This is a genomic window from Tistrella bauzanensis, assembly GCF_014636235.1.
In the GTDB taxonomy this organism is placed as follows: domain Bacteria; phylum Pseudomonadota; class Alphaproteobacteria; order Tistrellales; family Tistrellaceae; genus Tistrella; species Tistrella bauzanensis.
The window spans coordinates 17,772-37,502 of the sequence record NZ_BMDZ01000036.1 but is presented as its reverse complement, the minus strand read 5'-3'; the positions used below and the strand labels follow the sequence as shown (position 1 = coordinate 37,502).

22 protein-coding genes are annotated in these 19,731 nt (G+C 68.0%); 21 read left to right on the top strand and 1 reads right to left on the bottom strand.

Features of this window, described 5'->3' with window-relative positions; genetic code table 11:
- Window positions 1–4: 4 nt before the first annotated feature.
- From IEW15_RS15090 to IEW15_RS15075, 4 genes are read left to right on the top strand one after another with little or no spacing between them, the layout of a single operon-like run.
- Window positions 5–922 carry a branched-chain amino acid ABC transporter permease gene (locus tag IEW15_RS15090; RefSeq protein WP_188579366.1) on the top strand — a complete coding sequence of 306 codons (918 nt, stop codon included), beginning with the start codon at window positions 5–7 and terminating at the stop codon, window positions 920–922.
- Window positions 909–1,982 (top strand): branched-chain amino acid ABC transporter permease, encoded by a 1,074-nt coding sequence (locus IEW15_RS15085; RefSeq protein WP_229708140.1) that lies wholly within the window; start codon window positions 909–911, stop codon window positions 1,980–1,982. The genes IEW15_RS15090 and IEW15_RS15085 overlap by 14 nt, the downstream gene beginning before the upstream one ends.
- Entirely contained in the window at window positions 1,979–2,755 is a 777-nt protein-coding gene (locus IEW15_RS15080; protein ID WP_188579362.1) for an ABC transporter ATP-binding protein, read from the top strand. Before IEW15_RS15085 ends, IEW15_RS15080 begins: the two co-directional genes overlap by 4 nt.
- Window positions 2,752–3,447, top strand: a complete 696-nt coding sequence (locus IEW15_RS15075) for an ABC transporter ATP-binding protein (RefSeq protein WP_188579361.1) — start codon at window positions 2,752–2,754, stop codon at window positions 3,445–3,447. The genes IEW15_RS15080 and IEW15_RS15075 overlap by 4 nt, the downstream gene beginning before the upstream one ends.
- Before the next feature lie 28 nt (window positions 3,448–3,475).
- On the opposite strand, the gene IEW15_RS15070 is transcribed toward IEW15_RS15075, so the two are convergent.
- Window positions 3,476–4,393, bottom strand: a complete 918-nt coding sequence (locus IEW15_RS15070; RefSeq protein ID WP_229708139.1) for a sulfite exporter TauE/SafE family protein — start codon at window positions 4,391–4,393, stop codon at window positions 3,476–3,478.
- 240 nt (window positions 4,394–4,633) lie between these two features.
- On the opposite strand from IEW15_RS15070, the gene IEW15_RS15065 reads away from it, so the two are divergent.
- From IEW15_RS15065 to IEW15_RS14985, 17 genes are all read left to right on the top strand, one after another.
- A complete protein-coding gene (locus IEW15_RS15065) occupies window positions 4,634–4,930 on the top strand; it encodes a hypothetical protein (protein ID WP_229708138.1) in 297 nt (98 codons plus the stop codon).
- Between the two features lie 34 nt (window positions 4,931–4,964).
- Window positions 4,965–6,455, top strand: coding sequence for a cytochrome-c oxidase, cbb3-type subunit I (gene ccoN / locus IEW15_RS15060; RefSeq protein WP_229708137.1), 1,491 nt, complete (start codon window positions 4,965–4,967; stop codon window positions 6,453–6,455).
- Window positions 6,456–6,459: 4 nt separating this feature from the next.
- Window positions 6,460–7,185: a cytochrome-c oxidase, cbb3-type subunit II gene (gene ccoO / locus IEW15_RS15055; protein WP_188579359.1), complete on the top strand. Its 726-nt coding sequence runs from the start codon at window positions 6,460–6,462 to the stop codon at window positions 7,183–7,185.
- Window positions 7,186–7,221: 36 nt separating this feature from the next.
- Window positions 7,222–7,389: a cbb3-type cytochrome c oxidase subunit 3 gene (locus IEW15_RS15050; RefSeq protein WP_188579357.1), complete on the top strand. Its 168-nt coding sequence runs from the start codon at window positions 7,222–7,224 to the stop codon at window positions 7,387–7,389.
- A 12-nt stretch (window positions 7,390–7,401) separates the two neighbouring features.
- A complete protein-coding gene (gene ccoP / locus IEW15_RS15045; RefSeq protein ID WP_188579355.1) occupies window positions 7,402–8,271 on the top strand; it encodes a cytochrome-c oxidase, cbb3-type subunit III in 870 nt (289 codons plus the stop codon).
- 69 nt (window positions 8,272–8,340) lie between these two features.
- On the top strand, window positions 8,341–9,852 hold the full coding sequence (gene ccoG, locus IEW15_RS15040) for a cytochrome c oxidase accessory protein CcoG (protein WP_188579352.1): 1,512 nt from the start codon (window positions 8,341–8,343) through the stop codon (window positions 9,850–9,852).
- Window positions 9,853–9,900: 48 nt separating this feature from the next.
- Window positions 9,901–10,485, top strand: coding sequence for a FixH family protein (locus IEW15_RS15035; RefSeq protein WP_188579350.1), 585 nt, complete (start codon window positions 9,901–9,903; stop codon window positions 10,483–10,485).
- A 7-nt stretch (window positions 10,486–10,492) separates the two neighbouring features.
- Window positions 10,493–12,973: a heavy metal translocating P-type ATPase metal-binding domain-containing protein gene (locus IEW15_RS15030; RefSeq protein WP_229708136.1), complete on the top strand. Its 2,481-nt coding sequence runs from the start codon at window positions 10,493–10,495 to the stop codon at window positions 12,971–12,973.
- A 50-nt stretch (window positions 12,974–13,023) separates the two neighbouring features.
- Entirely contained in the window at window positions 13,024–13,278 is a 255-nt protein-coding gene (gene ccoS / locus IEW15_RS15025; protein WP_188579348.1) for a cbb3-type cytochrome oxidase assembly protein CcoS, read from the top strand.
- A 255-nt stretch (window positions 13,279–13,533) separates the two neighbouring features.
- A complete protein-coding gene (locus IEW15_RS15020) occupies window positions 13,534–14,520 on the top strand; it encodes a TRAP transporter substrate-binding protein (RefSeq protein ID WP_188579345.1) in 987 nt (328 codons plus the stop codon).
- A gap of 4 nt (window positions 14,521–14,524) precedes the next feature.
- Window positions 14,525–15,172, top strand: coding sequence for a TRAP transporter small permease (locus IEW15_RS15015; protein WP_188579343.1), 648 nt, complete (start codon window positions 14,525–14,527; stop codon window positions 15,170–15,172).
- The gene (locus tag IEW15_RS15010; RefSeq protein ID WP_188579341.1) at window positions 15,169–16,452 is read left to right on the top strand and encodes a TRAP transporter large permease; all 1,284 of its coding nucleotides are present in this window, start codon (window positions 15,169–15,171) and stop codon (window positions 16,450–16,452) included. Before IEW15_RS15015 ends, IEW15_RS15010 begins: the two co-directional genes overlap by 4 nt.
- A 64-nt stretch (window positions 16,453–16,516) precedes the next feature.
- Window positions 16,517–17,311, top strand: coding sequence for an SDR family NAD(P)-dependent oxidoreductase (locus IEW15_RS15005; RefSeq protein WP_188579339.1), 795 nt, complete (start codon window positions 16,517–16,519; stop codon window positions 17,309–17,311).
- 39 nt (window positions 17,312–17,350) lie between these two features.
- Window positions 17,351–18,130, top strand: coding sequence for an SDR family NAD(P)-dependent oxidoreductase (locus tag IEW15_RS15000; RefSeq protein ID WP_229708135.1), 780 nt, complete (start codon window positions 17,351–17,353; stop codon window positions 18,128–18,130).
- 104 nt (window positions 18,131–18,234) lie between these two features.
- A complete protein-coding gene (locus tag IEW15_RS14995) occupies window positions 18,235–18,687 on the top strand; it encodes a hypothetical protein (RefSeq protein ID WP_188579336.1) in 453 nt (150 codons plus the stop codon).
- A complete protein-coding gene (locus tag IEW15_RS14990; RefSeq protein ID WP_188579334.1) occupies window positions 18,677–18,868 on the top strand; it encodes a hypothetical protein in 192 nt (63 codons plus the stop codon). The genes IEW15_RS14995 and IEW15_RS14990 overlap by 11 nt, the downstream gene beginning before the upstream one ends.
- A gap of 10 nt (window positions 18,869–18,878) precedes the next feature.
- The gene (locus IEW15_RS14985) at window positions 18,879–19,595 is read left to right on the top strand and encodes a trimeric intracellular cation channel family protein (RefSeq protein ID WP_229708134.1); all 717 of its coding nucleotides are present in this window, start codon (window positions 18,879–18,881) and stop codon (window positions 19,593–19,595) included.
- The last annotated feature ends 136 nt before the right edge of the window (window positions 19,596–19,731 follow it).

Genomic DNA, 19,731 nt, shown 5'->3' with positions numbered 1-19,731 from the left:
CCCCATGTTTGCATTGTTGATCGAGCAGGTTCTGAACGGCCTGCAACTCGGCGTCATGCTGTTCATGATTGCCGCCGGCCTGACGCTGGTCTTCGGCGTGATGGGCGTGCTGAACCTTGCCCATGGCGCCCTCTATATGGTGGGCGCCTTCGCCGCCGCCTTCATCGCCGCCGAAACCGGATCGGTGGTGCTGGGCATTCTGGTGGCCATGCCGGTGGCCGCCCTGGCCGGGCTGTTGATCGAGCGGCTGGTGATCGCGCGGCTCTATGCGCGCGACCATCTGGATCAGGTTCTGGCCACCTTCGGCATCGTGCTGTTCGCCAACGAGATGATGCGCATCCTGTTCGGGCCGCGCCCCCTGTTTCTGAATGTGCCCGACTTCGCGGCCGGCACGCTGGAAATCCTGCCGGGGGTGCCCTATCCGGTCTGGCGGCTGGTGATCATTCTGGTCGGGCTGGTGGTGGCGGGCGGGCTCGCCCTGCTGATCGAGCGCAGCCGCCTGGGCATGCTGATCCGCGCCGGTGCCCAGAACCGGCGGATGGTCGCGGCGCTGGGGGTGGATATTGGCAGGCTTTATGCCGTGCTGTTCGCGCTGGGTGGCCTGCTGGCGGGCCTGGCCGGCGCGGTTGCAGGCCCCGTGCTGGCGGTGCAGGTGGGCATGGGCGAACCGGTGCTGATCCTGGCCTTCGTGGTGATCGTGATCGGCGGCATCGGCTCGGTGCGCGGCGCCTTCACCGGCGCCCTGGTGGTGGGACTGGCCGACACGCTGGGTCGGGCCTATCTGCCGGAACTGGCGCGGGCGGTGCTGCCGCCGGCGGCGGCCGACCAGATCGGCGCGGCGCTGGCGTCGATGACCATCTATCTGCTGATGGCGCTGGTGCTCGCCATCCGGCCCAAGGGAGTGTTCGGTGGCCGCGATTGATCCCCATTCGACGGCTCGCCCCCCGGCAGCCCTGGCCCCCACGGCCACGGCCCCCACAGGTCATGCGGCGCGCGGCGGCCATGCCAGCATCATCGTGGTGCTGCTGCTGGCGCTGGCGCCGCTGGTCGCCAGTGCCGCCGGCGCCGACTATCTGGTGGCGCTGACCACGCGCATCGCCATCTGGGGCCTGGCGGCGGCCAGCCTGCAGATGCTGATCGGCGCGGCCGGTCTGCCGTCGCTGGGCCATGGCGCCTTTGTCGGCATCGGCGCCTATGCCGTCGGCGTCGCGTTTCATCACGCGCAGGGCATGGATGGTGCCCTGGGTTTTCTGGCCGGGGGCGGCGCGGATGATCTGCTCGTCACCCTGCCGGTGGCGGCGCTGGCGGCGGCGCTGATCGCGCTGCCGATCGGGGCGATCAGCCTCAGGACCAGCGGCGCCTATTTCATCATGATCACGCTCGCCTTCTCGCAGATGCTCTATTTCGTCACCGTCGCCTTCGCCGATTATGGCGGCGAGGACGGGCTGTCGCTGTGGAGCCGCAACACCGCCGCCGGCCTGGATACCGGCGATGCCATCGTCTTCCATTACATCTGCCTGGGCCTGCTGGCCCTGTGGCTGGCGCTGGCTCATCGCATCGCCGGCAGCCGCTATGGACTGGTGCTGGCGGCGGCGCGCGATGACGACCGCCGCCTGCGCGCCCTGGGCCGCAGCCCCTATGGCCTCAGGCTGGCGGCTTTCATGGCGGCGGCGGCGGTGGCCGGGGTCGCCGGCGCGCTGAATGCCAATCTGATCGGCTTCGTCAGCCCGACACCGCTGGCCTGGACGACATCGGGCGAATTGATGGTGATGGTGGTGCTGGGCGGTGCCGCCACCCCGGCCGGCGCGGTGATCGGGGCGGCGATCCTGGTGGTGCTGGAAGAGATGCTGGGCCGCTGGACCGAGCATTGGGCGGCGATCCTGGGGCCGATGCTGGTGCTGGCGGCGATCTTCAATCGCGGCGGCGTGCTGGGCAGCCTGTCGCGGATCGGCGGGCGCCTGCGGGGAGGGGGGCGGCGATGAGCGAGACACGCATCCCGGCGACCCCGCCCTTGCTGACGGTTGCCGGTGTGACCCGGCGCTTCGGCGCGCTGGCGGCGGCCGACGACCTGAACCTTGCGGTGCTGCCGGGCGAGATCCATGCGCTGATCGGGCCCAACGGTGCCGGCAAGACCACCACCTGTGCGCTGATTTCGGGCGAGCTTGCCGCCGATGAGGGCCGTATCGGCTTCGACGGCCGGGATGTCACCGCCGAGGGCGTGGTGGCGCGGGCGCGGCGCGGGCTGGTGCGGGCCTATCAGGTGGTGGCCCTGTTCCCGACCCTGACCGCGCGCGAGACCATCGAGGTGGCGCTGATCGCGCCGACCCGCTCGGTCTGGCGGCCATTTGCCGCGCGCGATCGCGACCGGCGGCTGGCCGACAGCGCCGGCGAGGTCTTGCGGCGGTTCGGCCTGGACCCTGATGACCGGCGGCCGGCGGCGGTGCTGTCGCATGGCGAGCGCCGGCGGCTGGAAATCGCCCTGGCCGCTGCCCGCAGACCCCGGCTGCTGCTGCTCGATGAACCGCTGGCAGGGCTTGGGCCGGAAGAGAGTGCCGCCATGGTCGAGACCATCCGCACCCTTGCCGCTGATGCCACGATCCTGATGGTGGAGCATGACATGGAGGCGGTGTTCGCACTGGCCGGCCGGGTGACGGTGCTGGTGGCCGGGCATGCGATCGCAACCGGGACACCCGATGCGATCCGTGCCGATGCGCGTGTGATCAAGGCCTATCTGGGCGAGGATGACGCCGGATGACCGCGGTGCTGGAGATGCGGGCCGTTACTGGCGGCTATGGACCGGCACAGGTGCTGTTCGGCATCGATCTTGCCGTGCGGGCAGGCGAGGTGGTGGCGTTGATTGGCCGCAACGGCATGGGCAAATCCACCACCATCGGCGCGGCGCTGGGGCTGGTGGATGTGACCGGGGGCCGGATCGGCGTCGATGGCCGCGACATGACCGGCGCGCCATCGCATCGCATCGCCCGCGCCGGGCTGGGACTGGTGCCCGAGGGCCGGCAGGTGGTCCCGGGGCTGACGGTGCACGAGAATCTGGTGGCGACGGCCCGGCCCGGCCCCTGGACCGAGGCCGCCGTCCACGACCTGTTTCCGCGACTGGCTGAGCGGGGCCGGCAGACGGCGCGGCTGCTGTCGGGGGGTGAACAGCAGATGCTGGCGATCGGCCGGGCGCTGCTGACCAATCCGCGGCTGCTGATCCTGGACGAAGCGACCGAGGGGCTGGCGCCCCTGATCCGCCGTGAGATCTGGGCGGTGCTGGCCCGGCTGAAGGCCGAGGGGCTGGCGATCCTGGTGGTCGACAAGGATCTGAAGGCGCTGGCCGGTCTTGCCGATCACGCGGTCGGGCTGGAACGCGGCCGGGTCGCCTGGTCGGGGGCCGGCGCAGAGCTTGCCCGGCCCGACGGCGCGGCCCGCCGGCTGGTGGGGGTTTGAACGGCGCCCGGTTCAGCCGATGCCCGGCTCAACCGACGACCAGGGTGGCCGCGCCGGCGATGAGCGGCAGCGCCGCAAGGCCCAGCAGTGCCGGCGCCAGCTTGCGGGCCAGTGCCGGGTGCCGGCGCAGCAGGGCCTGCCCGCCGACCCCCACCACGCCCAGTGCCGGAATGGTGCCGAGGCCGAAGGCCACCATGGCGAGCGCGCCGGCCAGCGGCCGGCCCGCGGCCAGGGCGGCGGCGAGGGCCGCATAGACCAGCCCGCAGGGCAGGAAGCCCAGCACCAGCCCGGTGCCGACACCTCGGCATCCGCCGCCGGCCAGCCAGGGGCGGATGCGGGTGAGCAGCCGGGACGCGAAGCCTGCAACGCCCGGCGCGCGCGCCGGCCCGCTCGATCCTGGGCCGCTCGATCCCTGGCCGCTCGATCCCTGGCCGCCCGATCCCTGGCCGCCCGATCCCGGCGTGCCCCCGGCCGGAAACAGCGCCGGCCGGTTCGGCTGCCCCAACAGGCCAAGCCGCATCCCGGCCGACGCCAGCAGCACCAGCCCGGCCAGCCCCAGCGGCACCGCCGCCCAGCCGCGCAACCGGTCGACGGCTGCCAGACTGTCGCCGAAGCCCTGGCCGATCAGCCCGGCGACCGCGCCCAGCGCCGCATAGGTAGCGATGCGGCCCAGATGATATCCCGGCAGCAGGCCGGCGCGCAGGCGCGTGGCCTCGGACATCGCGGCGACCGGCACCCGCGTCAGCCGGGCATCGACCTGCGCCAGCACGAACACCCCGCACATCGGCGCGCAATGCATCAACCCGCCGGCCAGCCCCGCGAGTGCGAGTGCTGCGAGCAGGGCGGCCAGACCGCCGAACCCGCCGGCATCGCCGGCAAAGGCCGGCTGACACAAGGCGGCAAGCGTCTGAAGATGATCGCCAAGCTGTTCGAGCATGTCTGCCATGCACCTGTCGGTGGGGCTGCGCCGGCCAACCCGGCCGGTGGTTGCAAAATGGCGTGATCCGGCCATTGGCGCAGGCTCATGCGACCATCCGCCGCGGACCTTCGGGCCAGTATGGGCGATCCTGTCGGGCTGTGCACGTGCGCGCCTTGACCTGTGTCAAGGCTGTGACCGCCGGCCCGTCATAGTTTCATGCCAACGAGACGGCGTTGGGCCGCGGATCATCCGTGGTTCGTCGTCCGCATGACCCCGCCGGCGTGTCTGGCCGTGCGGAAGGTTGGCTTGAGGATACGGGGCATGAGCGACAGAAAACCAATCGGGCCGGACGGTTTGTCGATCGTCATCGGCGCACTGCTGACGCTGGCGGGCGTCGTCGGCCTCTATATGGCCGGCCACGCCGCGGATATCGGGATCAGGATCTTCGGGATCGGGCTCGGCATCCTGGCGATCGTTTACATCGTCGGCGAGATCAACCGCCATTTCGCATCGGTCGAGACCGACGGCGAGGGATCGATCCCCGCCGACGGCCCGGATCTGTGACACGTCTCGCCTCTGACACCGGAGCGGTGATCCAATGACAATGACCGCAACACTGGGCGACGTGCAGGGCCGGGCGACGACGCCCGTGCGCTCCGCCGCCCGCTATGACGAAGGCACGATCCGGCTGTTCGTGATCGCCGCCATGTTCTGGGGCGTGGCGGCCTTTGCGGCCGGTACCTTCATCGCCTTCCAGCTGGCGTTCCCCTCGCTCAACCTCGGCCTGGAATACACCTCGTTCGGCCGGCTGCGGCCGCTGCACACCTCGGCCGCCATCTTCGCCTTCGGCGGCAACGTGCTGATCGGCACCTCGTTCCATGTGGTGCAGCGCACCTGCCGCGCGCCGCTGTTCGGCGGGCCGGCGCTCGCGCGGTTCATCTTCTGGGGCTACAACTTCTTCATCGTCCAGGCGGCGCTCGGCTATCTGCTGGGCTATACCCAGGGCAAGGAATATGCCGAGCCGGAATGGTATGTCGACCTGTGGCTGACCATCGTCTGGGTCTGCTATTTCGTCGCCTTCATCGGCACGGTGGTGCGCCGGCGCGAGCCCCATATCTATGTGGCGAACTGGTTCTACATCGCCTTCATCGTGACCATCGCGATGCTGCACATCGTGAACAACCTGTCGGTGCCGGCCAGCCTGCTGGGCTCGAAGAGCTATGTGGTGTTCGCGGGCGTTCAGGATGCGCTGGTGCAGTGGTGGTATGGCCATAACGCCGTGGGCTTCTTCCTGACCGCCGGCTTCCTTGCGATCATGTACTACTACATCCCCAAGCGCGCGGAACGGCCGATCTATTCCTATCGCCTGTCGATCGTCCACTTCTGGTCGCTGATCTTCCTCTACATCTGGGCCGGCCCGCATCATCTGCACTATACGGCACTGCCCGACTGGGCGCAGACGCTGGGCATGGTGTTCTCGATCATGCTGTGGATGCCCTCGTGGGGCGGCATGATCAACGGCCTGATGACCCTGTCCGGCGCCTGGGACAAGCTGCGCACCGATCCTGTCATCCGCTTCCTGGTCACCTCGGTCGCCTTCTATGGCATGTCGACCTTCGAAGGTCCGGTCATGTCGATCCGCGCGGTCAACGCGCTCAGCCACTACACCGACTGGACCATCGGCCACGTACATTCCGGCGCCCTCGGCTGGGTCGCCTTCGTGTCCTTCGGCGCGATCTACATGATGGTGCCGATGCTGTGGAAGAAGCAGGGCCTGTATTCGATGGCGCTGGTGTCCTGGCACTACTGGATCTCGACGCTCGGCATCCTGCTCTACATCACCTCGATGTGGGTGTCCGGCATCATGCAGGGCCTGATGTGGCGCGCCTATGACGAGCTGGGTTTCCTTCAGTACAGCTTCGTCGAGACCGTCATGGCCATGCATCCCTTCTACATCATCCGCGGACTTGGCGGCGTGCTGTTCCTCACCGGTGCCCTGATCATGGTCTACAACCTGATCATGACGGTGCAGGTGGGCCAGCCGGTCGCAGCCAGCCGGGCCGCGGCGCCTGCCACGGTGGAGGCCTGATCCCATGGCGCTCACGCATGACAAGATCGAGAAGCGCACCGGGCTTCTGGTCATTCTGACCCTCGCCACCGTCTCGATCGGCGGCATGGTCGAGATCATCCCGCTCTACACCATCGAGAGCACGGTCGAGGCGGTGGACGGTGTCCGCCCCTACACCCCGCTGGAGCTGGCCGGCCGCGACATCTACATCCGGGAGGGCTGCTATACCTGCCACAGCCAGCAGGTGCGCCCCTTCCGCGACGAGGCCGAACGCTATGGCCATTACAGCCTGGCGGCCGAGAGCAAATACGATCATCCCTTCCAGTGGGGGTCGAAGCGCACCGGGCCGGATCTGGCCCGGGTGGGTGGCAAGTACTCCAACGAATGGCACGTGGCGCATCTCTATGATCCGCGTGCCCTGGTGCCCGGTTCTGTGATGCCGACCTATGGCTTCCTGCTGAACCGGCCGCTTGAGACCGCCAGCATGGCCGGCCGGCTTGGCGCCAATGCCACCGTCGGCGTGCCTTATACGGCCGAGATGATCGACGTGGCCCTGGCCGACATGGTCGCCCAGGCCGACCCGATGAGCGACGCCGAGGGTCTGATCGCCCGCTATCCCGGTGCCCGCGTCGACAATTATGACGGGGACACCGCGAAGCTGACCGAGATGGACGCGCTGGTGGCCTATCTGCAGGTGCTGGGCACCATGGTGCGGTTCAACGACCTGACGGTCGAAGAACTTCAGCAGTGATGTCAAGCACCACAGAGGTAATGGGAGCCACTGACCATGTTGGGCAATGACGACCTCCACGCGATTTATCAGTTCATCCGTTCATGGTGGATTGTCGCCGTCATGATCCTGATCCTCGCGAACGGCGTGAAAGCTTTCCTGCCCGGCCAGCGTGCCGAGATGGACAGCGCCTCACGCATCCCGCTCCGCGACGACGACGCCTGAAGGATTGGCGCCATGCCGACCAAGATCGAGAAGGACACGGCCACCGGCCGCATGACCACCGGCCACGAGTGGGACGGGATCAAGGAGCTGAACACGCCGCTGCCGAAGTGGTGGCTGTATGTGTTCTATATCAGCATCGCCTTCTCGGCGGTGTGGGTGCTGCTCTTCCCCGGCATCCCGCTCGGGACCACCTATTTCAAGGGCCTGCTCGGCTATTCGACCCGCGTCGAGCATGTCGAGAACCTGGCCGCCGTGGAAGCCGGCCGCGCCGACGTCCTGGCGAAGATCAGGGCCACCGATGTGGCCGACATCCTGAAGGATCCCGCAACCGCGACCTATGCGGTCGCAGGCGGCCGGGTGGCCTTCGCCGAGAACTGCGCCGCCTGCCATGGTGCCGGCGGTGCCGGCCAGTCGGGTTATCCGGCGCTTGGCGACGACAGCTGGCTGTGGGGTGGCGACATCCACACCATCCGCCAGACCCTGATGCACGGTATCCGCTCGGTCACCGACCCCGACACGCGGATGTCCGAGATGCCAGCCTTCGGGCAGATCCTGGACCGGGAGCAGATCACCACCCTGACCAGCTATGTTCTGTCTTTGTCGGGGGCGGCAACCCCGGCCGCGGCGGTGATGGAACAGGGCCAGACGCTGTTCGCCGACAACTGCGCCGCCTGCCATGGCGATAACGGCCAGGGCAACCGCGAATTCGGTGCACCCAGCCTGGCCGACCAGCTCTGGCTTTATGGCGGCACCGAAGCCGAGGTGGCCGGCCAGATCACCCAGCCGCGCCACGGCGTGATGCCCAACTGGGGCGGACGCCTGGACGAGGCCACCATCAACATGCTTGCCGTTTACGTCCACAGCCTGGGTGGCGGCGAATAATTCGCACCACCCCCACCCGGCCGGCTCATCAGAAGCCGGCCGGGCCGACCTCTCCGAGGAGCCAGGACCATGTCCACCTCCGGCATCGATCTCGACGGTCATCATGAAGAGACCGCGCAGCCGGCATTGTTCGCGAACCGCCTGAAGGTCTATCCCAAGGCGGTGAAGGGTCCGGTCCGCCGGATCAAATGGGCACTGCTGGTGGTGATGCTCGGCATCTATTACATCCTGCCCTGGGTGCGGTGGGATCGTGGACCGGGCCGGCCCGATCAGGCCCTGCTTCTCGATATGGAAGGTCGTCGCGGCTATTTCTTCAATCTGGAAATCTGGCCCGATGAGATCTACTACCTGGCCGGCCTGCTGATCCTGGCCGCCGTGCTGCTGTTCCTGGTGACCAGCCTCTATGGCCGCCTGTGGTGCGGTTATGCCTGCCCGCAGACGGTGTGGACCGATCTGTTCATGTGGGTGGAACGGCTGATCGAGGGCGACCGCGCCGAGCGCATCCGCAATGACAAGGCGAAGCTCACCGTCCGCAAGGCCGGGCGCAAGATCGCCAAGCATATGGTCTGGCTGGTGATCGCTGCCCTGACCGGTGGCGCCTGGATCATGTATTTCCGCGACGCGCCGACCGTGACTGTGGAACTGCTGACCGGCAGCGCCTCGGGCATGGCCTACAGCATGTTCGCGCTGTTCACCGTCACCACCTATGTCCTGGCCGGCTGGGCGCGCGAGCAGGTCTGCACCTATATGTGCCCCTGGCCGCGATTCCAGGCCGCGATGCTCGACGACCAGACCGTCACCGTCACCTATCAGGGCTGGCGTGGCGAGACCCGCGGCAAGTACCGCAAGGGCGAAAGCTTCGAGGGCCGTGGCGATTGCGTCGATTGCGCGCAATGCGTCCAGGTCTGCCCGACCGGCATCGACATCCGCGACGGCATTCAGCTTGAATGCATCAATTGCGGGTTGTGCGTCGATGCCTGCGACAATGTGATGGAGAAGCTGCATCGTCCGAAATCGCTGATCACCTGGGACACCTTCGCCAATCAGGCGGCGCTGGGCCGGGGCGAGACGCCGAAGCCGATGAAGCTGATCCGGCCGCGCACGATGATCTATACCGGTTTGATCGTGGTGCTGGGGGCGGTGATGCTGGCCCAGCTTCTGACCCGCACCCGGGTCGACACCACCCTGATCCGTGACCGCGCGCCCCTGTTCGTCACCCTGTCCGACGGTTCGATCCGCAATGGCTATACCCTGAAGATCACCAACCGCCGGGTTGAGCCCGCGAGCTTCGCGGTGATGGTCGACGGGCCCGAGGGACTGAAGGCGACGGTGCATCTGGCCGATGGCCAGGAACTGCCGGCCGATGATGTCGAGGTGCGTGGCGATGGTGTCGGCTCGCTCAGGATGTTCGTGTCGATGCCGCGTGCCATCATCCCTGAGGAACAGACGCCGCTGCATGTGACGGTGCGCAATCAGACCACGGGCGAGGAAGCCCATGTCGACACTATGTTCGTCGCCCCGCCATCGGGGGCTGACCGCACCCAGCGCAGCAACAGCGTCGCCCCGGTGCAGATGCCCTGATCGGGCAGATCACGCCGCCCTTGCCGCCCGTCTTCCGGAGATCCGTCCATGGCCCGCACTGCTGACAGCCTTCGCCCGGCAGCCCCGAACGGCACCACCGCGACCGCGCCGTCCCGCCGCAGCGGCTGGATCCCCTATGTCTTCGTCGGCGGGTTCCTGGTGGTGCTGGCCGTGAACACCACCCTGATCGTCAATGCCCTGGACGGCTTTACCGGGGTGGTGGTTGAAAAGCCGTTCGAACGCGGGCTTGCCTATGACAAGCTGATCGCCGCGTCCGAGGCGCAGGCCGCCCTGGGCTGGACGGTGGCCGCTCGGGTCGAGCCGGGTGCGCCGGCGAACGAGACCGATATCGCGCTGACCCTGGCGGGCCGTGACGGGCCGCTGGTCGATCCGGTGATCGATGCCCGACTGCAACGGCCGATCGACGGCGAACACGTGCCGCTGCTGGCGGTGCCGCAGGTCGGCGCGGGTGCCGGCGACTGGCGGCTGGTCGGGCCGGCGGTCCGCGCCGGTCAATGGGATCTGCATGTCATTGTCACGGCGGGCAGGGATCGCCACATTTCGACCCAGCGGCTGTGGATCGATCCGGCCGATGCCGCACCAGCCGGTACGGCCCCGTCCGACAGGGAGTGATGGCGCGATGAGCATGACCGCAACCGGTATCGGCCGCGACGACGCGGTCGCGGTCGCCTGCGCCCATTGCGGGCAGCCGGTGATCGGCCGGGGCACCGCCGGCGCCGGTGGTGCGCGGTTCTGCTGCACCGGTTGTGCCGCCGCTGCCGATCTGGTCCGCGAGTTGGGACTGGACGGGGTTTATGCCCGCCGGACACTCGATCCCGCCGCCCGGCCGCCGCGACCGGACGAGGCGATGGCGGAACTGGCGGGCCATGTCCGCACCGATGATCGCGGCCGCAACAGCCTGGATCTGATGGTCGACGGCCTGCAATGCGCGGCCTGCGTGCAGTTGATCGAACGCGCGATCGCCGCCGACGATCGGGTGGCCGCCGCGCGGATGAACATGACCACCCGCCGGCTGCGCGTGTCCTGGGATGGTGCGCCCGAACTGGCCGACCGGCTGGTGATGCCGGCGGTGCGGCTGGGCTATCGCCTGCTGCCCTATGATGCCGGGCGCATGGAAGCGGCCGACGATGTCGAGGCGCGGGGCCTGATCCGCGCGATGGCGGTGGCGGGATTTGCCGCCGGCAATGTGATGCTGCTGTCGGTGGGCATCTGGGCCGCCGGCGATGCCGGGATGGGCGAGGCGACGCGCAGTCTGCTGCACTGGGCCTCGGCGCTGATCGCTTTGCCGGCGATCGCCTATGCCGGCCGGCCGTTCTTCCGGTCGGCCTGGGGGGTGCTGTCGCGCGGTCGCAGCAACATGGATGTGCCGATTTCGATCGGGGTGATCCTGACCGCGGCGGCATCGCTGGCTCATACCTGGCGCGGCGAGACCCATGCCTATTTCGACAGCGCGACGATGCTGTTGTTCTTTCTGCTGATCGGCCGGGTGCTGGACAATCGCGCCCGCGGTCAGGCGCGCCGGACGGTGGCCGAGCTGATCGCGCTGGCCCGCCAGCCGGTGGGCATACTGGATGCGGTGACCGGGGCAACGCGCCGGCTGGCGGCGTCGGAGGTCCGGGCGGGCATGATCGCGCGGGTTGCCGCCGGCGAACGGATCGGCGTCGACGGCGTGGTGATCCGGGGGCAGGGCGAGATCGACCAGAGCCTGGTGACGGGCGAAAGCCTGCCGCGGATGGTGATCCCCGGCGACCGGGTGGTCGGCGGTGCCGTGGTGCTGGGGGCGCCGCTCGACATCCGGGTAGAGGCGGCGGGCGAGGATGGCCAGTTGGCCGAGATGGCCCGGCTGATCGAGGCCGCCGAACAGCGCCGCGCCGGCCGGGTGGCCTTTGCCGACCGGGTGGCGCGTGCCTATGCGCCGACCGTGCATCTGGCCGCATTGCTGACCTTTGCCGGCTGGTGGCTGATGGTTGGCATCGACTGGTATGATGCCCTGTCCCATGCCGTGGCGGTGCTGATCATCACCTGCCCCTGCGCGCTGGCACTGGCGGTGCCGGCGACGCAGGTTGCCGCCGCATCCAGCCTGGCGCGCCGTGGTGTGCTGCTGCAAAGCCCGATGGCGCTGGAGCGGCTGGCGCGGATCGACCATGCGGTGCTGGACAAGACCGGAACCCTGACCCTGGGCCGGCCCCGCCCGGTCGGCCTGGAGGGTGTGCTGACCGATCCGGATGGCCGGGCACGGCTGGGGCGCGCGGCGCGGCTGGCATCGATGAGCCGCCACCCGCTGGCGCGCGCGCTGGCGCAGGCCGTGCCGGCCGATGCCCTGCCGCCGGATGTCCTGCCGTCCGAGACCGACGAGGATGACAACACCGCAGCCACGGTCACCGAACATGCGGGCCAGGGCATGGCGGCCGGGGCGGCGCGATTGGGCAAGGCGGAATTCTGCGGCGTGGATGATGCACAGGCGACGCGTCTTCGCGCCGAGGCGGCACCCCTGGACATGCCGGGGCCTGAGCTGTGGTATGCTGAACCCGGAGCCGCAGCACCATTGCTGATCAGGTTCGTCGACCCGTTGCGCCCCGGTGCGGCCGATACCGTGCGCGCGCTGCAGGAACGGGGCATCACGGTGGAGCTGGTGTCGGGCGATCGGCCCGAGGCGGTGGCGGCGATTGCAGCGCTTGCCGGCATCGCCGACTGGACCGCCGAGGCACTGCCCGCGACCAAGGCCGCCCGCATCCGCGAGCATGTGGCCCGAGGCGAGCGGGTGCTGATGGTGGGCGACGGGCTGAACGATGCCCCGGCGCTGGCCGAGGCCACGGCATCGATCGCGCCGGCCGACGGTGCCGATCTGGCCCAGAGTGCGGCCGATGCGGTGTTCAGAGGCGAACGCCTGGATGCCGTTCTGGTGGCGCTGGCGACGGCGCGCGCCGCCGATCGCACCGCCCGCCAGAACGTCGCGGCGGCGATCGTGTATAATGTCATCGCGGTGCCGCTGGCGGTTGCCGGATTCGTGACACCGTTGATCGCGGCCGCCGCCATGAGCGGATCGTCGCTGCTGGTGATCGTGAATGCGCTGCGTCTGGGGCGCGGCGTGCGGCCATGAGCCGGCCGTCATCCACCCTGTCCCGATCGCCCTGGAAGGCTTGAACCGCCATGGACGTGCTCGTCTATCTCATCCCCGCCAGCCTGCTGCTGGCCCTTGGCGCGCTCGCGGCCTTCATGTGGTCGCTGAAGAGCGGCCAGTACGACGACATGGATGGTGCCGCCCATCGCATTCTGATGGACGATGATGACATGCCGGCGCCGGAACCGGCTTCCCGCGCCCCGGCACCCCGCGACCCGGCTCCCGGCCCGGAAGATACCGCGCCGGTGACCGGTGAAGACGGCGAAAGCGATCGCCGCCGCTGACTGCCTGCGCGTATCGTCGGCGCCCCGATCCACCGGACGTTTCACCGCGCCGGATTCTGGTCCACCTTATGGTCCGGGATTGGCGGCTGGCGGCCATCATGCGGATTTATTGCCGATGCCGGTCCAATTGACGGACCAGGGCCTCGGCGCAGGCGGCTATGACTGTTAGGGTCTCTGATCCATGCCGTGGCTGATGACGACCGACAAAAAGCGGGTCGCGCGGCCCCGGCAGCCGAGGCAGGGAGGAACGCCCGGATGCTCAGGACCATGATCGGCCGCAGTCTTGCGACCGTTGCCACCATCGTCGGCCTTGCGGTTGCCACCGCGGGCCCGTCCCGCGCCGAGGACATCGTCCTCAAGATGGCGCATGTCTATACCCCCGGAAACATCTGGTACGACACCGCCGTCGCCTACAAGAAGGCGGTGGAGGAACGCTCCGGCGGCAAGGTGAAGATCGAGATCGCCGATTCGGGCTCGACCGGCGACTGGCCGCAGTCGATCGAGGGTCTGGCGATCGGCACCAACGACATCGTGCTGCAGTCGATCGGCACGCTCGACCGCTATGGCATCGTGGCCGGTGTCGAGGCGTTTCCCTATCTGATCCGCGACCTCGACCATTTCAACAAGGTCTATGACGGCCCGATCGGCGCGGAGCTTGCCGACGCGATCGCCGCCCAGACCCGCTTCCGCATCGTTGGCGCCGGCTATCGCGGCGCGCGCCACCTGACCGCCAATCGCGCGGTGCCGACGCTCGCCGATCTGAAGGGGCTGAAGCTCAGGGTGCCGCCGCTGAAGATGTACAGCATGACCTGGACCATGCTTGGTGCCAGCGCCGTGCCGATGGGCGTGGCCGAGCTGTTCACCTCGATGCAGCAGAAGGTCGTCGACGGCCAGGAGAACCCGCTCGAAATCATTGAGAGCATGCGCTACGACGAGGTGCAGAGCCATGTCATGGAAACCGCCCATGTCATGGGTGCCATGACCTTCATCTTCTATGACGCGCGGATGAAGCGCCTGCCTGAGGACGTGCGCACCATCCTGGTCGAGGAAGGGCGCCGGACCATGAACGAGGCCAGCACCCGCATGGCCGGCATGGAGGCCGAGATCAAGAAGCGGCTTCAGGAGAAGGGCATGACCTTCGTGGCGGTCGACCGCGATGCCTTCGCCGCCAAGCTTGCCGATATGCCGGATCAGTTCCCGGACCTGAAGCCGTGGATTGAGAAGATCCGCGCGGTCAAGTAAGCCCATGACCGACCGGCGCGACGCCGGCCCTGGTGGTATCGCCACCGGGGCCGCGCGTATCGGGGGCTGGATCGAGCGTGGCCTCGATGCAGTGCTCGCCCTGATGATCCTGGTGATGACCGGCGCCATCGTCTGGCAGGTCTTTGCCCGCTATGTCCTCGATGCCGCCCCCAATTGGAGCGAGGAACTCGCCCGCTTTCTGATGCCCTGGGTCGCGATGGTCGGATCGGCGGCGGTGCTGCGGGGTGGTGGCCACGTATCGGTGACGGCGCTGGTCGAACGCCTGGGCCGCGGCCCGGCGGCGGCTATCCGGGTGGTGCGCGATCTGGTGATGCTGGCGATCGCCCTGGTGCTGATCGTCCATGGCTATAACTTCGCCGAATTGAACGGTTTTCAGGACAGTCCCGCCTTCGAGGTGCCGATGTCGGTGCCCTATGCGGCCATGCCGGTCGGCGGCGTGCTGATCCTGCTGATGGTGATCATCGCCCGGCTGTCGCGGCCGGGTGCCGATTGGGCGCTGCCCGATCCGGATGCGCCGGTGCCGGATGAAGGCGACGGCTTCGTGCCTGTCGCCATGCGCCATCAGGATGCGACCGCGACGCCGCCCAAACCTGCCGCGAAGTCTCAGTCCACCGGGAAGGGCGTTCGATGACCCTGGTCGAAATTCTGCTGATCGCGGTTCTTGGATTGATGGCGATCGCGGTGCCGATCGGCTTCGCGGTGATCGGCGGCGTGGTCGGCGTGCTGGTCTGGGTTGGCGGCATCAACCTGATGGTCGTGCCGCAATCGGTGTTCGGCGGTATCGACGGCTTCACGCTGCTGGCGATCCCGTTCTTTCTGCTCGCCGGCTCGCTGATGACCGCGGGCGGTATGACCCGGCGGCTGCTGGAACTGGCCGACGCGATCCTGGGCCATCGCCCGGGTGGGCTCGCGATGAGCGGCGTGTTCGCGTCGACCCTGTTCGCCGGCATTTCGGGTTCGGCTGTGGCCGATACCTCGGCGCTGGGCCGGATCATGATACCGGCGATGATCAAGGTGGGCCATCGGCCGGCTTTCGCGGCATCGCTGATCGCCGCCGCCAATGTCGTGGCGCCGGTGATCCCGCCCTCGATCCCGTTCATCGTGATGGGGGTGCTGACCAACCAGTCGATCACCAATCTGTTCCTGGCCGGCGTGATCCCGGGCCTGCTCTATACCGTCGCCATGCTGTGGATCGCGCGGCGGCTGGCGCTGAAGGATGCGCCGATGGTGCGCACCGGTCCGCGACCGAAGGGCGCGGTTCGCAGGGCCCTGGCTCATGCATCTTTCGCCCTGCTGATGCCGGTGTTCATCCTGACCGGCATCCGGATGGGCGTGTTCAACATCACCGAATGTTCCGGCGTGGCGGTGCTCTATGCGCTGTTCGTGGGCGGGGTGGTGCATCGCGAACTCGACCTGAAGCGGATCTATGCGGCGCTGGTTTCGGCCGGCCGTTCCACGGCGGTGATCATGATCGTGGTCGGCGCCGCCAAGCTGTTCTCGTGGCTGCTCGCCTATACCGGCGTGCCGCAGGCGGTGTCGGCCTTCGTGCTGGCCAATGTGTCGGAGCCGATCCTGTTTCTGATCGTGGTCAATGTGATGCTGCTGATCGTCGGCATGTTCCTTGAGGCGAACGCGGCGCTGGTGATGCTGGTGCCGGTGCTCTATCCGATCGCGCTGGCGCTGGGCATCGATCCGGTGCATTTCGGCGTGGTCGTGGTGCTGAACCTGTGCATCGGGCTGATCACCCCGCCGGTGGGCTTGTGCCTGAACATCGCCTGCATGATCGCCCGCGCGCCGCTGGAACGCGGCTCGGTCGCCATTCTGCCCTTCCTGGGCGCGGCCCTGGTGGTGCTGCTGATCGTCACCCTGGTGCCGCAGGCGTCGATGCTGCTGCCCGGCCTGCTCAACTGATCCGGCCCCGGCCGCAGGCACCTGACGTGATGCGGCCCTGGCCCCAATTCTGTGAGGTCTCCCCATGACGACGCGTCTCGACAACAAGACGGCCCTGGTTTTCGGGGCCGGGTCCAGCGGCCCCGGCTGGGGCAATGGCAAAGCGACGGCGGTGCTGTTCGCCCGTGAGGGCGCGCGAGTGGTGTGTGTCGACCGGGTCGCCGAGGCTGCCGAGGAAACCGCCGCCATCATCCGCGACGAAGGCTTCGAGGCCCTGGCGGTGAAGGCCGATGTCACCGCCAGCGCCGAGGTCGCGGCGGCGGTGGCCCAGACCGTCGCCACCTTCGGCTCGCTCGACGTGCTGCACAACAATGTCGGCATCACCGAGATGGGCGGTCCGGTCGAACTCGACGAGGCCCGCTGGCACCGGGCGATGGACGTGAACGCCACCTCGGTGTTCCTGTGCTGCAAGCACGCGATCCCCGAGATGCTGAAATCCGGCGGCGGCACCATCGTCAATGTCTCGTCGCTGGCGGCGATCCGCTATACCGGCTATCCCTATCTGGCCTATTACGCCGCCAAGGCGGCGGTCAACCAGATGACGGTGGCGATCGCGTTGGAATATGCGAAGCAGGGCATCCGCTGCAACGCGATCATGCCAGGCATGATGGACACGCCGTTGATCCGCACCCAGATCGTCGGCCAGTATGCCGATGCCGACGACATGATCGCCAAACGCCATGCCGCCTGCCCGATGGGCCATATGGGCGATGCCTGGGATATCGCGAAGGCCGCGGTCTTCCTGGCATCGGATGAGTCGCGCTACATCACCGGCCATTGTCTGCCGGTCGATGGCGGGTTGTCGTCGCGGGCCGGCTGAGCCGGTTATCTGCGCCAGTCATGAACCAGGGAGGCCGCCATGATGACGACCGAACACGGGCTTGAGGATGGCCGGGTGGCGGTCGTCACCGGTGCCGCCAGCGGCATCGGCCGGGCCGTCGCCGAAATGCTGGCCATGGCCGGGGCCATGGTGGTGATCGCCGATCGTGACGGCGCCCAGGCGCAGGCGGTGGCCGGCGCCATCACCGCCATCGGCCACAAGGCCGCCGCCGTGGCGCTCGACGTATCCGACCCGGCCGCGGTATCGGCGGCGATGGCCGATGTGGCGCGTGATCACGGGCTGGTGCGGGTGCTGGTCAACAGCGCCGGTATCGCTGCCGACACGCCGTTCCTCGACACCGACCCGGCATTGCTCGACCGGATCATCGGGGTCAATCTGCGCGGCACGATGATGATGGGGCAGGCGGTGGCGCGCGGCCTGATCGCCGCCGGCATGGGCGGTTCGATCATCAATCTGGGCTCGGTCTCGGGCCTGCGCGGCAATCGCGGCCGTGCCGCCTATGGCGCATCCAAGGGCGGGGTGCATCTGCTGACCCAGGTGATGGCCCTGGAACTGGGGCCGCACGGCATCCGGGTCAATTGCGTCGCCCCAGGTCCGATCGACACGCCCTTGACCCGCGCGGTTCACCGCCCCGAGGTCCGGGCGGTGTGGGAGGAACGGGTCGCCCTCAACCGCTATGGCACCCCGGAAGAAATCGCCCTTCTGGTCCGCTTCCTGGCCGGCGATGCCGCATCCTATGTGACAGGGCAGGTCATTGCCGCCGATGGCGGATTTCAGGCGGTGGGGATCAGGGGGTGAGCGGGGGGCGAAACATGCGCTATATTGTCGTTATCGATTGAGTTATCGGATAGGCTAGGCCACCATCCGGGATCTTGAAAGCGACAAGCGGACCGGAAATCACGATGTCGACCGTGGAGGATGCCAAAAAGGATCAGCGGGCGATCTTCCTGATCGGGCTGCTGTTCGGGTTGATTCCGGTGTTCGGGCACGCATTGATTGCATTTCTTGTTGAGTTGCGACTTATAAGTACGCCCAACAGCCTTCCATTTCTGGACCAGAACTGGCTTGGCCATCTGTCTCTTGCCGGAATTTCCGTCTCGTTCGCGTCATTCATCAATTTCATGCGACATCGGCAACGGCCACGGCGGGATATCATGGTATCCTTTGCCGCCTTGGTTCTGTTCACGACCTTGCTGTGGATCTTCTTCAGCGTGCTGGCGGTCTCAAGTGGCGGCGTCACCGTGCCGGTGTGGCGTCTGGGGGGCGGTCTGATTGTCATGGTCGTTCTGCTGGCCTATATCGTCGATATGAGGATTGCCGCCGCTGACGGCGCAGGGGGTGCACATGCAGCTTGATATGATCAGCTTGCTTCTGGTGATCGCGGGCGGCAGCGTGATCATGTGGTCGGCCGAGAATACCCGCCGCGCCCTGGCCGAGAAGGGCGGGGAAGACAGTGTCATCAATGCGCTGAGCTGGCCCTACAGGCTTCTGCTGCGCGCGGCCGGCCGCGATGCGGGGCCGGGCGGGCGCGGGTGAGTGGCTTGAGGTGAGCGAGGGTTTCGCCGCGACACCGTTCACGGCCGCCGGATTGTTGCTGGCGCTGGATCTGATCGGCAGTTTCGTGTTCGCGCTGTCGGGCGCGCTGGTGGCGGTGCGGCGCGGGCTGGATCTGTTCGGGGTGCTGGTGCTGTCGTTCGCCGCCGCCAGTGCCGGCGGCATCCTGCGCGATCTGCTGATCGGCGCGGTGCCGCCGGCGGCGATCAGCCAGCCGCGCTATGTGGCCGTGGCCTGCCTGGCCGGGCTGCTGGTGTTCTATCGCCATCAGATGATCGAACGTTTCCGCAATCCGGTGCAGATCAGTGACGCCGCCGGGCTGGCGCTGTTTGCGGTATCCGGCGCGCAGAAGGCGCTGGTCGCGGGTCTGGAACCGGCCATGGCGGCGCTGCTCGGCATGCTGTCGGGCATTGGCGGCGGCATCGCGCGCGATGTGCTGGTGGCACAGATTCCGGCCGTGCTGCGGGCCGATCTGTATGCGGTGGCGGCCCTCGCCGGCGCCGGGGTGGTGGTGGCGGGCGATCTGGCCGGCCTGCCCGCCGGGCCATCGATGCTGGCCGGCGCCGCCTTGTGTTTCGGCCTGCGGGTGATGGCGATCCGCTATGGCTGGCATCTGCCGGTGCCGCGCCAGCCGGACGCCAGATCCGATCGGGACGACAGATCTGATGAGGATGGCAGATCCGACGGGGACGGCACGCCGCCGCAATAGCCCCAGATCGGCGCCGCCTCCCGACAGTTCGGGCTTGTCTCGGCGCGGTGCGGGCACACATCGCTATCATCGCCGTCGATCCGCGAACCACAGGGAGCTTCCCTTGCGATGACGGACCGCCCGCCTCCCTACCGTC

Excerpts from the sequence above, each read along its gene's own strand:
- IEW15_RS15090 (WP_188579366.1), top strand. The coding sequence starts at position 5 with ATGTTTGCATTGTTGATCGAGCAGGTTCTGAACGGCCTGCAACTCGGC.
- IEW15_RS15080 (WP_188579362.1), top strand. The coding sequence starts at position 1,979 with ATGAGCGAGACACGCATCCCGGCGACCCCGCCCTTGCTGACGGTTGCC.
- IEW15_RS15075 (WP_188579361.1), top strand. The coding sequence starts at position 2,752 with ATGACCGCGGTGCTGGAGATGCGGGCCGTTACTGGCGGCTATGGACCG.
- IEW15_RS15070 (WP_229708139.1), bottom strand. The coding sequence starts at position 4,393 with ATGGCAGACATGCTCGAACAGCTTGGCGATCATCTTCAGACGCTTGCC.
- IEW15_RS15065 (WP_229708138.1), top strand. The coding sequence starts at position 4,634 with ATGACCCCGCCGGCGTGTCTGGCCGTGCGGAAGGTTGGCTTGAGGATA.
- ccoN (WP_229708137.1), top strand. The coding sequence starts at position 4,965 with ATGACAATGACCGCAACACTGGGCGACGTGCAGGGCCGGGCGACGACG.
- ccoO (WP_188579359.1), top strand. The coding sequence starts at position 6,460 with ATGGCGCTCACGCATGACAAGATCGAGAAGCGCACCGGGCTTCTGGTC.
- IEW15_RS15050 (WP_188579357.1), top strand. The coding sequence starts at position 7,222 with ATGTTGGGCAATGACGACCTCCACGCGATTTATCAGTTCATCCGTTCA.
- ccoP (WP_188579355.1), top strand. The coding sequence starts at position 7,402 with ATGCCGACCAAGATCGAGAAGGACACGGCCACCGGCCGCATGACCACC.
- ccoG (WP_188579352.1), top strand. The coding sequence starts at position 8,341 with ATGTCCACCTCCGGCATCGATCTCGACGGTCATCATGAAGAGACCGCG.
- IEW15_RS15035 (WP_188579350.1), top strand. The coding sequence starts at position 9,901 with ATGGCCCGCACTGCTGACAGCCTTCGCCCGGCAGCCCCGAACGGCACC.
- IEW15_RS15030 (WP_229708136.1), top strand. The coding sequence starts at position 10,493 with ATGAGCATGACCGCAACCGGTATCGGCCGCGACGACGCGGTCGCGGTC.
- ccoS (WP_188579348.1), top strand. The coding sequence starts at position 13,024 with ATGGACGTGCTCGTCTATCTCATCCCCGCCAGCCTGCTGCTGGCCCTT.
- IEW15_RS15020 (WP_188579345.1), top strand. The coding sequence starts at position 13,534 with ATGCTCAGGACCATGATCGGCCGCAGTCTTGCGACCGTTGCCACCATC.
- IEW15_RS15015 (WP_188579343.1), top strand. The coding sequence starts at position 14,525 with ATGACCGACCGGCGCGACGCCGGCCCTGGTGGTATCGCCACCGGGGCC.
- IEW15_RS15010 (WP_188579341.1), top strand. The coding sequence starts at position 15,169 with ATGACCCTGGTCGAAATTCTGCTGATCGCGGTTCTTGGATTGATGGCG.
- IEW15_RS15005 (WP_188579339.1), top strand. The coding sequence starts at position 16,517 with ATGACGACGCGTCTCGACAACAAGACGGCCCTGGTTTTCGGGGCCGGG.
- IEW15_RS15000 (WP_229708135.1), top strand. The coding sequence starts at position 17,351 with ATGATGACGACCGAACACGGGCTTGAGGATGGCCGGGTGGCGGTCGTC.
- IEW15_RS14995 (WP_188579336.1), top strand. The coding sequence starts at position 18,235 with ATGTCGACCGTGGAGGATGCCAAAAAGGATCAGCGGGCGATCTTCCTG.
- IEW15_RS14990 (WP_188579334.1), top strand. The coding sequence starts at position 18,677 with ATGCAGCTTGATATGATCAGCTTGCTTCTGGTGATCGCGGGCGGCAGC.